At 66.3% G+C, this 11,624-nt stretch carries 11 protein-coding genes; 8 read left to right on the top strand and 3 right to left on the bottom strand.

What is annotated here, in order from left to right; all coding sequences use genetic code 11:
• Nucleotides 1-163: 163 nt before the first annotated feature.
• The 3 genes from IEW22_RS17185 (at nt 164) to IEW22_RS17195 (ending at nt 2,760) form a co-directional block, all read left to right on the top strand.
• Nucleotides 164-412: an RNA-binding S4 domain-containing protein gene (locus IEW22_RS17185; RefSeq protein WP_188588184.1), complete on the top strand. Its 249-nt coding sequence runs from the start codon at nt 164-166 to the stop codon at nt 410-412.
• Nucleotides 413-526: 114 nt separating this feature from the next.
• Nucleotides 527-1,036: a ribonuclease E activity regulator RraA gene (gene rraA / locus IEW22_RS17190; protein WP_188588186.1), complete on the top strand. Its 510-nt coding sequence runs from the start codon at nt 527-529 to the stop codon at nt 1,034-1,036.
• A gap of 170 nt (nt 1,037-1,206) precedes the next feature.
• Nucleotides 1,207-2,760 (top strand): succinic semialdehyde dehydrogenase, encoded by a 1,554-nt coding sequence (locus IEW22_RS17195; RefSeq protein ID WP_188588188.1) that lies wholly within the window; start codon nt 1,207-1,209, stop codon nt 2,758-2,760.
• A 34-nt stretch (nt 2,761-2,794) separates the two neighbouring features.
• Here the strand turns inward: IEW22_RS17195 and IEW22_RS17200 are convergent, their stop codons facing one another.
• Both IEW22_RS17200 and IEW22_RS17205 read right to left on the bottom strand, forming a co-directional pair.
• A complete protein-coding gene (locus IEW22_RS17200) occupies nt 2,795-3,733 on the bottom strand; it encodes a histone H1-like repetitive region-containing protein (protein ID WP_188588190.1) in 939 nt (312 codons plus the stop codon).
• 125 nt (nt 3,734-3,858) lie between these two features.
• Nucleotides 3,859-4,524: a DUF6474 family protein gene (locus IEW22_RS17205; protein WP_188588193.1), complete on the bottom strand. Its 666-nt coding sequence runs from the start codon at nt 4,522-4,524 to the stop codon at nt 3,859-3,861.
• A gap of 131 nt (nt 4,525-4,655) precedes the next feature.
• On the opposite strand from IEW22_RS17205, the gene IEW22_RS17210 reads away from it, so the two are divergent.
• On the top strand, nt 4,656-6,299 hold the full coding sequence (locus tag IEW22_RS17210; RefSeq protein WP_229742854.1) for a TM0106 family RecB-like putative nuclease: 1,644 nt from the start codon (nt 4,656-4,658) through the stop codon (nt 6,297-6,299).
• 12 nt (nt 6,300-6,311) lie between these two features.
• Here the strand turns inward: IEW22_RS17210 and IEW22_RS17215 are convergent, their stop codons facing one another.
• Nucleotides 6,312-7,364: a hypothetical protein gene (locus tag IEW22_RS17215; RefSeq protein ID WP_188588197.1), complete on the bottom strand. Its 1,053-nt coding sequence runs from the start codon at nt 7,362-7,364 to the stop codon at nt 6,312-6,314.
• A gap of 323 nt (nt 7,365-7,687) precedes the next feature.
• Between IEW22_RS17215 and IEW22_RS17220 the strand changes: the two genes are divergently transcribed.
• The 4 genes from IEW22_RS17220 to IEW22_RS20270 all read left to right on the top strand — a co-directional run bounded on the left by IEW22_RS17220 (nt 7,688) and on the right by IEW22_RS20270 (nt 11,550).
• Nucleotides 7,688-8,290 carry an XRE family transcriptional regulator gene (locus IEW22_RS17220; RefSeq protein ID WP_373284231.1) on the top strand — a complete coding sequence of 201 codons (603 nt, stop codon included), beginning with the start codon at nt 7,688-7,690 and terminating at the stop codon, nt 8,288-8,290.
• Between the two features lie 208 nt (nt 8,291-8,498).
• Nucleotides 8,499-8,840, top strand: coding sequence for a hypothetical protein (locus IEW22_RS17225; protein ID WP_308421415.1), 342 nt, complete (start codon nt 8,499-8,501; stop codon nt 8,838-8,840).
• On the top strand, nt 8,831-9,964 hold the full coding sequence (locus IEW22_RS17230) for an MAB_1171c family putative transporter (RefSeq protein ID WP_188588199.1): 1,134 nt from the start codon (nt 8,831-8,833) through the stop codon (nt 9,962-9,964). Before IEW22_RS17225 ends, IEW22_RS17230 begins: the two co-directional genes overlap by 10 nt.
• Nucleotides 9,965-10,134: 170 nt before the next feature.
• Nucleotides 10,135-11,550 carry a DUF222 domain-containing protein gene (locus IEW22_RS20270; RefSeq protein WP_229742855.1) on the top strand — a complete coding sequence of 472 codons (1,416 nt, stop codon included), beginning with the start codon at nt 10,135-10,137 and terminating at the stop codon, nt 11,548-11,550.
• The last annotated feature ends 74 nt before the right edge of the window (nt 11,551-11,624 follow it).

Genomic DNA, 11,624 nt, shown 5'->3' on the forward strand with positions numbered 1-11,624 from the left:
CGGCCTCATCAACCTAGCGGCAAGCACTACATTCAATCGTGCACGCGCGACGTGGCCGACCCCGACCGTCATCGCCGTGCATAGTGCGGGTTGTGACAGGACCGGGTTATGACAGGACCGGGATGTGACAGCGAAGCTGGATGTGGGGCGACAGGAGGACTCGATGCCGGCACGAGGTGAGAACGCACGGGACGAGAGCGCCGACGATGTGCCGATCCGCGACGAGTCCATCCGACTCGGGCAGTTCCTCAAGCTCGCCTCGCTCATCGAGTCGGGCGCCGAGGCCAAGGAGGTCATCGCCGAGGGATTGGTGCAGGTCAACGACGAGGTGGAGACCCGTCGCGGCCGACAGCTGAGCCCAGGCGACGTGGTGAGTCTCGGCGGCGTCCGGGTGCGGGTCGCGCTCGGCTGAGCGACCCCACTCGTGCCGCCGACCGCTCGCGGATGCGGTTCCGGGCTTACGCGCAGGTGAGAGTGGGTGGTACCGGGCGTCACGGTCAGCGCGCGCCTCATTAGGCTGGGCGACATGAGTGAGCTCACCTTCACCCCGACGGCGGATCTGGTCGACGAGATCGGCCCGGACGTCCGCAGCTGCGACATCCAGTTCACCCAGTACGGCGGGCGGCGCGAGTTCGCCGGTCACGTGGTGACTGTTCGATGCTTCCAGGACAACGCCCTGCTCAAATCGATTCTCGGCGAGCCCGGTGAGGGCCGGGTCCTGGTGATCGACGGGGCGTCTTCGCTGCACACGGCCCTGGTGGGTGACGTGATCGCCGAGCTCGGGCGCTCCAACGGCTGGTCGGGCATCGTGATCAACGGCGCCGTGCGCGACGCGTCGACGCTGGCCACCCTCGACATCGGCATCAAGGCGCTGGGTACCAACCCCCGCAAGTCGACGAAGTCCGGTGTGGGTGATCGTGACGTGCCGATCGAACTCGGTGGCGTGGTGTTCACACCCGGTGACGCGCTGTACTCCGACGCCGACGGGATCGTGCTGGTGGCACCGGAGGAATCCGAGCCGAATAGCGGCAGCTAGCGCGGACGTCGCCTCGCGCGCCCGGCTGCCGCGAGTGGAGGCGGCGGGCAGGGCGGCGGGTAGCACCATTGCACGAATTCGCGACAACGCACATTCTGGACAGATCACCGTCACAACGGCCGGTCACGCGCTGGGGGATCTCGCCACGTGACCTCTGGGAGGAGTCACCAATGCCCAAACCGACAACGCAGACCTTCGATCGGCTTCGTGAGCTGGTCGCGATCGAGGACATCGGCGCACGGGAGAGTCGGCCGGTACTCGAGGCGTTCAGCGGCACCGAGATGACCACGATCCCCGTCGGCACCGCCGACGACGTGGCGACCGCCGTCGGCATGGCGCGGGGCGCACAGAAGGACTGGGTCCAGCTGTGGCCGAAGGACCGGGCGCGGATCCTGCGCCGATTCGCCGATCTCGTCGACCGCAACCTCGACTCGCTGATCGACGTGGTGCAGGCCGAGACCGGTAAGGCGCGCGCCTACGCGCAGGAGGAGGTCATGGACGTCGCCATGACCGCACGCCACTACGCCAACATCGGCCCCAAGCTGCTCAAGGTCCGCAAGGCCAAGGGCATGCTCCCCGGCTTCACTTCCACACAGGTCCGCTACCACGCCAAGGGCGTGGTGGGCGTGATCTCGCCGTGGAACTACCCGATGACGCTGGCCGTATCCGACGCGGTTGCCGCGATCATGGCCGGCAACGCCGTGGTCATCAAGCCTGACTCCCAGACCCCGTATTCGGCACTTGCGGCCGCGGAGCTGATGTATGAGGCGGGAATCCCGAAGGATCTCTTCGCGGTGGTTCCGGGGCCGGGAAGTGTTGTGGGCCAAGAGATCCTGGCACGCTGCGACTATCTGATGTTCACCGGGTCGACGGCGACCGGATCGGCACTGGCCGCCGCGGCGGGCAAACGCCTCATCGGTTTCTCCGCCGAACTCGGCGGCAAGAACCCGATGATCGTGACCAAGTCGGTCCCGGTCGACAAGGCGGTGGAGGGTGCGGTGCGCGCGGCCTTCTCCAACTCGGGTCAGTTGTGCATCTCCATCGAGCGGATCTATGTGGAGAAGCCGATCGCCGACGAGTTCATCGCGAAGTTCGCCAAGCGCGTCAAGAACATGAAACTCGGTGCGGCATACAACTTCTCGACAGAGATGGGATCGCTGGCCTCGCAGGCTCAGATCGACACCGTCACCGCACATGTCAACGATGCGGTCGACAAGGGCGCGACCGTCCTCGCCGGCGGTAAGGCCCGCCCCGATCTCGGGCCGTTCTTCTACGAGCCGACGGTGCTCGCCGGTGTCACCGAGGACATGACGTGCTTCGGTAACGAGACCTTCGGGCCGGTGGTGTCGGTGTACCCGGTCGACAGTGTCGATGAGGCGATCAAGCTCGCCAACAACACCGATTACGGACTCAACGCCAGTGTCTTCACCGGCGATGTGGATGAGGGTCGCCGGATTGCTGCGGAAATTCATTGCGGCACAGTCAATATCAACGAGGGCTATGCGGCCGCGTGGGGCAGCACCGACGCGCCGATGGGCGGTATGGGCGTCTCCGGCGTGGGTCGTCGCCACGGTGACGACGGACTGTTGAAGTACACCGAGCCGCAGACCATCGCGGTGCAGCGCATCGTGGGACTCGGCGGGATCAAGGGTGTGCCGCGCAGTGTGTTCCTCAAGGTCGAGCCCTATGCCGTTCGGCTGATGAAGTTCCTCCCTGGACGCTGACGCCGTCCACCACCGCCGGTGAGGAGAGATCACCTCACCGGCGGTGGTGTTCGTCGCGCTGGTGGTAGCGGTATCCGGCGAGCGCCGCGGCGAGGAATGCGAGAGTGGCCGCGACTGCAGCAGCCACGAACGGCCACGGATTGATGTTCTCGCGCGCAGGTTGTGCGGACACCGTGCGACTTAGTGTGGTGGGCTCGGGTTCGGCGCGCACAGCTGGTCGCCGCGCAGGCCGATCGACCTCGTGCTGTGGTGAATCCGGTTGCGGTGCAACGGATTCCGCTGACGTGGCCGGCTGGTCGGAGTGGTTGTTCTCCGCTGTTGCCGCGTCGAGTTCATCCGGCCCCGGTGGGGTCTTGCGCGCCGGGCCGGTCGATGCGGGACCGGCAGGACGTTTGGTGGCCCGCCGCGCGGTCGATGGTTTGGCGGCCGACGCCCGGTTCGCCGGTGTCTGGTGTACTGGTGTGTGCGGCTGTGCCGGGGTGTGCGCAGGATCATGCCCCACCTCGGGCGGTGTCGGCGAGATGGGGGTCTCGTCGGCAGGGTTGTGATCGTTCGTATCGGCGGTGGGGGAGTGCGGGGATGACTCGGGGGAGCGTTCGGGCCTTGTCGTGCGCTGGGTGGTCGAGGGGGATCGACGCGCAGGGGCCTTCTTGGCTGCGCTCGTGTTCCCCGCGTTCTTCTTGGCCGGTGTCTTCTTCGCCGCAGTGTTCTTGTCTGCAGCGTTCTTGTCTGAAGTCTTCTTGGCTGGAGTTTTCTTGGCCGGCGATTTTTTCACTGCAGCCTTCTTCGCTGCAGCTTTCTTCGCGGGGGCCTTCTCCGCAGGGGCCTTCTTGGCTGGTGCCTTCTTGGCCGCTGGTGTCTTCTCTTCGGCGGGTGTGTGCGTCGCCGGCGACGCCTCGCCCGCCTGCTGATCTGCGCCGTTCTGATCCGCGCCGTTCTGATCTGCGCCGTTGCTGTCGGCGTTCTCGGCCACTTGCGCCACCCCTGCCCGTCGTCGGTGTTTCCACCCTAGGGCAACACGTCGGCGCACGCCCCGACGCTTACCGATCCGATCCCGACCGCCCCGTCACCGTGATCGAGGGGAGCGGTCGGGGCAGATCAGGAGCGCACGCCCAGCCGTGCCAGCAGATCCGCGTCGATGGCCTCCAGCTCACGCGAGATGGCCGCGTGAGCCTTGCGGCGACGCGTCGGGGGCATGTGCTCGGATGCGCCGACGGCGTTGGACAGATCGGTCAGACGCGTACGCATGGTTCCCACGAACGTGGTGGTCTCGGCGTCGTTGTGCGACGACGAGAGCTGGTCGAGCGAGCGGTCGGCCGCGGCGATACGCGCCGAGAGTGCGGCGCCGTGGCCGGAGAACTTGTTGTACTCGGCCACCGGAACACCTGCCCGGCTGGCCTGGACGGAGGTGATCTGGTCGCGGGCCGACATCGCGGCGCGGTAGGCGATCGGCACGACCATCGGGGCGACGAGCCGCGCAACCGACAGATAACGCTTGACACGCGCGGGGCTGAGCGCCTTGCCGTCAGCGGCGGCCGCGGCATTGGCCTGCGCGATCTTGAGCGCGTTCTTGTCGGACTTCTCGGTCGCCTTGGCGTTCTTCTTCGCCAGCTTCGACTCGTGTTTGCGCGATGCCTTGGCTTCTTTGCGCTGGTTTTTCGAACTCAGTCGGGCTTCGAGTTTCGCTTTCGCCTTGAGCGCCTTTGCCTCGGCCCGCTTCTGAGAGCGCGTCTTGCGCTTGCGTTTCGAGGTGAACAGTCCCATCGGTGGGATCCTCCCTGGCCTAGTGCGCTGCTGCTGACGGTTGCGTAACAAGCATTGCATAGGGAACGGTTGAACAGCCCGCGCAGGCGCGCACGATGTCGCCGCGTGGTGTGGACAGGAAGGTCTCAGTGTTGACTGTCGGCGGATTGGGTGCGCGCGACCTCGCCGGATGCGAGCATCGGACCGCACTCGATTCGAGTTCGTCCGAGGTTGCGGCCACGCTGCCCCATACCGCGAGCGCGGTGCGTCGTATGGAGGCGGCCGCGCTTCATCGTGCTCAGGTGCGCCAGACCCTGCGCGGTTTTCACCGTGATTCGTGGATCGACATCTCCGAGACCGGGCTGCAGAGCCACGCCGACCGCGTCGAGATGACGATGCGCGCGATCTCGTCGGGGACGAGATGGATCTGGTCGCCGGCGTTGCCCGACGACCCGTCCGGCGCCCACGGGTCGCCCGAGGCGCTGGTGGCGACCCCGGAGGGCCACGTTCCGGTGATCGTGGTGAACCATCGCGTGAGTCACGCCGCGCCGGATCGATCGCGGGTGGCCAGGGTGACTTCTGAGACCGTGACCAGCCCGTTGTGGGCGTGGATGCCCGGGCGTGATCCGGCGCGATCGGCCCGTCCGCACCGGCGTGACCAGTTGCGGCTGGCGCATCTGCGCCGGATTCTGATCAGCGCTGGCGTCCGCACACCGTGGACAGGTGCGAGCATCGGCCTCGACGCCGACTCGGTCATCATCACCGACCTCGCCCCGATCTGGCAGGGGTACCTTGCCACGTTCAATCGCCGGCGCGACATCGCCGCAGGTCGGGAACCCACCCGGCCGAGTCGGGTGGGGGAGTGCCGCGGATGTCGATGGTGGCCGGTGTCCTGCGAACCGCGCCTGCTGGTCGACCACGACGTGTCCCTGGTGGTCAACGGCCAGCAGGCCACGGCGCTGCGGTCCCACGGTGTGACCAGCGTCGACCAGTTGGCCCGGGCGTCGTCTGCGCCGGACGAATGGGCGGGTGCACCGTTCGACGATGCAGTGGTCGTCGCGCGGGCGTGGCTGGCCGACGTGCCGATCGTGCGCCGCGTACCCCGACCGACGATTCATCGCGCCGACGTCGAGGTGGATGTCGACATGGAGAGTCACGGCGAAGACGGTGCCTATCTGTGGGGGACGTTGCTCACCGACAACACCGACCCCTCGGTTCCGGTGCGCTACCGCCCCTTCGCGTCATGGTCGCCGCTGCCCACCGACGACGAGGCGCGATCCTTCGCCGAGTTCTGGGCGTGGTTGTCGGCGCGGCGCGCTGAGGCCGCTGAGGCAGGTAAAACCTTTGCGGCCTACTGCTATTCGCAGTCGGCCGAGAATCGATGGCTGCGGTCGTCGGCACGCCGGTTCTCGGGCTTCGACGGTGTGCCGACTCTGGCCGAGGTCGACGAGTTCATCGACTCCGACCAGTGGCAGGACGTGTTCGAGGCGGTTGCCGACGGGTTCATCTGCCCCCATGGTCGCGGACTCAAGACGATTGCGCCGCTGGCGGGCTTCACCTGGCGTGACCCCGAGGCAGGTGGCGAGGCATCGATGGAGTGGTATCGGCGCGCGGTGGGGATCGGCGGTCGGGCCGATATCGGTCAGCGCACCCGATTGCTGCAGTACAACGAGGATGACGTGCGGGCGACCAAGGTGCTGCGCGAGTGGATCGATCAGCGTGCCGCCGACGAGGTGCCGACGATCGACGAGCTGCCACTGGCCGGGAGTGCGGCGCAGGACGATCGTCGACGGTGAGGGAACGTGAGGTCAGCGCAGGCCGCGTAGCGCGCGGATGAAGCCGCCCGCTCCGAGCAGAGCCAGCGCACCGAGCAGCAGCGCACCTCCGGGCGCGAGATTGCGCGCGGTCTCGCCGCCCTTGCAGCCACCCGACGCGGAGGTGCCGAATACGCAGACCGCCCGCGCGGGATGGATGCCGTCGGCGGCCTGCGCCGCGGGGCGCGAGGCGCCATCCGACCTCGTCGCCGAGGAGTTGGGCTGTGGCATGCCGGGCCGTTCGGCGGTGGCCTGCTGATCGGCGGATTGCTGATCGGCAGCCTGCTGAGTTTCGGTCCGGTGCGCCGACTGTGCGCCTCCCGCGCCTGCGCCGGACTGTGCGGAGCCAGGGGTGCCGGGCGGGCTCGGCGCGATTGCGGCCGGCAGCGCCGCAGATCCGGCAGTCGGCACGTCGACGACCGGATGCGTGGCCTCGGGACGGCCGGCATCGGGACGTTCGGGGGAGCCCGACCCGTTCGGCGACCGGTCGTCCGGTTGCGGCGTGGCACCGGGGGTGGTGGCTGTCGGCGGTGTCACGACCGGACCGACCGCAGAGCTGCTCGTCTGGCTGCTGCTGGGCTGGCTGCTGGTGGGCTCGGAACTGGTGGGCTGGGAACTGGTCGACTCGGAACTGGTCGGCTGGACCGTCTCCGATGGGGATGAGGTCGGGGATGACGACGGCTCACTGGTGGACGAGCCTGCGGTGGTCGGAACCTCGGTCGGGGTGTTCTCTCCCCCGCCGTGGTCTCCGCCGTGGTGGTGATGGTGATGCCCGTCATCCCACCACCCCTGGTCGCCGCCGCCGTGCTTGTAGTCGCTGTGGCTCTCGTCGCCGTGGTGGTTGTCACTCGACTGGTCGTTCTGTGCACTCGCGGTGGCCGTTGCGATGACTGTGGACCCGGATCCGGGGTCGTCGGGTTCGGCGGCGGCCACTGCCGTACAGATGCCCGCTCCGAGGGCGCTGACCACTGCTGCGGCGCCGACGAAGCGATACAGCATCCCTGATGTGGCACTCCGACGCCGAAGTCGGCGATGTCGTGCTGGCATCAGCGTGTCTCCTCGAAACATCAGAAATGTCGTAAAAGTATCTCAATCACGAACGATTTCGTCGCGCTGGGGCGATTCGGCTGAGGAATCAGTGGCCTCATCACGATTAGTGATGCGCATCACATATCCAGCCGTCGGTGTTTCCTTCACCGTGGTCAATGGGTAAGACTTTCGATCACGCGAACGTGGTACGTGTGGAGGACACGGACTTACGGACACGTTACTTAACCGGTGATGTAAAGTACCGAATACCTGAGAGCTGTGGGGGTTTCGGGTCTGTCTAACAACCGTTCCAGTACGGGGCGGCGGGGGGAGAAACCAGGATGTCTGCCGATCAGACGAAGGAAATGCACACCGACGTGCGCGTGATGGAGCCGGATGCGGCCTCCGCGCAGGCGAAGGGATCCGGCGAGTTCGAGACCGCCGATGGCACCGTCGACCCAGGTCTGTTTGCGCGTCGACTCGAAGAACTGTTCCGGACTGTGCCCGGCCCGAATGGCCGTGCCTACAGCGCGAAGGCCATCGCTGCGCGGTCGACGGAGCGCGGATTCCGGCTCGGCGAGAGCTATCTGTCCCAGCTGCGTTCGGGCAAGGCCAAGTCGCCGTCGTTCAGGACGGTCGAAGGAATCGCGGCTGCATTCGGCGTCGACGTGCATTACTTCCTCGAGGACCGCGCCGCGCAACGCACCCGCGACCAGATTGATCTCATGCGACTTCAGGCCGATTCCAACGTCCAGTTGGCGGCGTTCCGTCTTGCCGGACTGTCCAGCGACTCGGTCAGTGTGGTCAACGAGCTGATCAAGGTCCTGCGGGTGCAGCAGGGGCTGCCCGCCGATCCGCCGGATCTGCTGTCCGGTGACAGCGAACCCCGTCCCGAGCCTCATCACGCGCTCCGCGTGGTCGGTGGCCAGAGCTCGAACGACTGACACGTCTCCTCGACCGGCCGAGCCCAGCTCATCCCGACGCAGCGTACGGGAGTTACGCGCACTGTGTCGGGATGCATTGGCCGGGCTCGATCTCGACCTTCCCCTTGATGCGCAGCAGCTCTGCGCTGTGTACGGGCGTAAGCGGGGACGCGCTATCTCCGTCATTCCTCACCCCCTCCCTGCGGGTATGCCCAGTGGGGTGTGGTTGGTGGGCGACGACAGCGACTTCTTCTTCTACCAGGCGAATACGTCTGCGATACACCGCGAACAAATCGTCATCCACGAGTTCGGCCACCTGATCGCCGGTCATCAGGTGATCGGGATGCCCGGTGCGGTAACACCCGGCACCGATCGTGGTTTCGACGATGCCTCCGACGAGGCGTTACGCCGCACCTGCTACTCCGACGACCGAGAGTGGGAGGCCGAGGTTCTGGCCACGCTCATCGGCGAGTGGGCTGATCGAGCAGCCGCTAGTCTCGGTGCGACGGCCACAGATCGGGGCCTTCGCGGTTTGCAGCGATTGTTCGGAGGGCATGACGGATGGTTGTGACCGTACTCAACTCTCTTGCTGCCGCGGTCTTCGCATTCGCGCTGTGTTACCGCATCGATCGGATGCGACGCGAACCCTTCGATCTGCAAGGCGTCGCCATCACGGTGGCCATCGCTGCGCTCACCTGCGCCTTCGTCTTCGCCAACAAGCACGTTGCCAGTGGCGTGGACAGTGTCACGTTCACTGGGTTGAGCCGGGTGGCGTTCTACTGCCTGATCGCACTGTCGGTGGCCGGCCTCATCGTCACCTTCTTCTTCGTGGGTCCACGCCGAGGCGGCGGGCAGTCGAGCCGGTCGCGCCGCGCTCAGGGTGAGGCGGTACCGCTGGTCGTGTCGGTGATCGGTTTGCACGTCGCGATGCGGTTCACCCCCGTGGACGTGCGGACCAGTGGTCTGTCGGGAGTGTCCGCTCGGGACGTGGGCTTCGCGGTGTTCTTCATCATCGCCGGTGGATACCTCACCTACGGTTTCGTCGCCTGTGCGCGGTCGGTCGGTCTCTATCTGCGCATGGCCGACGGTCCGGTGCGCATCGCACTGACGTTGACGTTCGCCGGTCTCGCCGCACTCGGTGCGTCCACCCTTCTGCAGACCTTGTTCGTGATCGGCGGTCTCGCGCATCTCCCGTCGCCGTCGGTGGTACTCAACATCGGCAGCGTGTTGACGGCGCTGGGCGTGGCTCTCTTCCTGATCGGGGTGGCCTTCCCCATGCTCAACGGCCGATGGGTGGCCTACCGGGACACGCGCAGACATCGGCGGGAGCTGGAGATTCTGCAGCCGCTGTGGGAGATGATCGGTGCGGCATTGCCCGAGGTGATCCTGCCCGACGACACGCTGCGCTCGAGCACGTCATTTCGGTTCCGGCGGCGCGTGGTGGAGATCCGCGACGGTCTGTCTCAGATGAGTCCGCTGCTGCCCGAGGACTTTGACGACCTCGACCCCGACGATCAGGCGATCATCTTCGACCATGCGCTCGGTGAGGTCGAGGACGCTGGACTGCCGACCGGGACCGTGCGATCGGTCCTCGCGCCGACCGGACCCGGGATCGACGCAGACGCCGCCCCGCTGCTGCGACTGTCGGAGGCACTCGTGGCATTCCGCGGCAAGGAATCGGTCGGGGTCTCTTAGTTCCGGTCTCCCGGTTCCTGTCTCCTAGCACTGTCATTCGCGTGAATGATCTTGGCATTGCTCGTGATTCGGTGCTGTTTTCCCTTGTTGGGGCGGGTTTTTCTCGGTAGTATCGAACATGTATTCGATAGATGGTTCGAGTCGTACTCATCCACCGGGAGGGGGTTCCGATGTCTGTTGATCTCTCCGCATTGGGGCTGCCTGAGTCGTTGGATGAGGTGGATGCCGCCGGGTTGGGTGAGGTGGTTGTTCGGGCGCGGCGTGCTGGTGCGTTGATGGAGTGGCACCGCCTGCGGGCGATGGCCGAGGTCTTCGAACGGCTGGTCGCGCCGTATGTCGGGGAAGACCGCCGTGTCTACGACGCCCATACCCGTGCGGCGAATGAGATCGCGATGATGCTCGGTCGTAGTCAAGCCGGTGTGGAAACCGAATTGATGGACGCCGCGCACCTGTTCGCGGGCCTGCCGCAGGTCGCGCACTGCCTGCATGACGGAGTGATCACCGGCGGACACATCCGCACGATCATCGCCCGCACCGCACTGGTCGGCGGACAAGACTACGCACCACTCGTCGATACCGAACTCGCGGAGGCGTTGCGGCGGCAGGGGAGCTGGTCGCTGCAACGCCTGCGGGATGTGTGTGACCGCATCGTGTTCCGCCACGACCCCGCCGCGGTGCGTGAACGCCGAAAGGCGTCGGAAGAAGGCCGTCGGGTGTGGGCCGAGAACGCGACTGACGGTATGGCAGTGTTGCATGCGTCGATGACGGCGGAGAATGTGCGTGTCGCCGCCGCCAGGGTCGACGCGTTGGCGAACAGTGTGTGCGAGTCCGATCCGCGACGTGACGGGGCCCGCCGCTCCGACGCCGTGTTCGCACTGTTGTCCGGCGAGTTGTTCGAGTGCCAGTGCGACCGTGGTGATGACTGTGATGCCACGGTTCCCGCGCCGGCGATGGTGCAAGCCGCTGAAGCGCAAGTGATCATTCATGTGATCACCGAAGCCGCGACGCTCGACGAACCCGAGCCGGAGCCGGATGCTGCGGAAGCGGCGGCGGTTGAGGCGGATTCGGAAGCCGCTGCCTCGGCTGCCACGGTGCCGACTGCGACCGAGGTGGATGACGCCGAGCCCACACTGGTCGAGGGGTCCGATGCCGGCAGTGTCCTGGAGGACCCGGAGCCCGCTGAACCTGTTGCCGCTGAACCTGACTCGGCTGAAGATCCCAGACCTGCGCCAAAGAAGCCCACCACGCGTCACGTCTATTCTCCGCGTCACTCCGGTGTCGGGTTCATGGACGGCTATGGCGTGATCTCCGGTGACTACGTGCGGGAGTTGACCCAACGCGCCGGTGCGGTCATCAGACCGGTCAACCCCAACGGTAAGCCGTTGCGTCCGCATCTGCCGTCGGATCCCTACCGGCCCAGCACTGCGATGAATCTGTTCATCCGTATCCGGGACGGCTACTGCACCGTGCCCGGCTGTGACAAGCCCGCCTTCGCCGGGGATCTGGATCATGTGCATGAATACGATCACGACAATCCGGCGGCTGGTGGTCAGACGAGAGCGTGTCAGATGGTTTGTGTGAGGTAGCGGTGCTCCTGACTGAAAGCCGAGACACTGATGACTGTGGTGGACAAGAAACTCGAGCGTGACCAACGTCGCCG

Origin of the sequence: Gordonia jinhuaensis (assembly GCF_014639795.1) — a bacterium.
Classification (GTDB): Bacteria; Actinomycetota; Actinomycetes; order Mycobacteriales; family Mycobacteriaceae; genus Gordonia_B; species Gordonia_B jinhuaensis.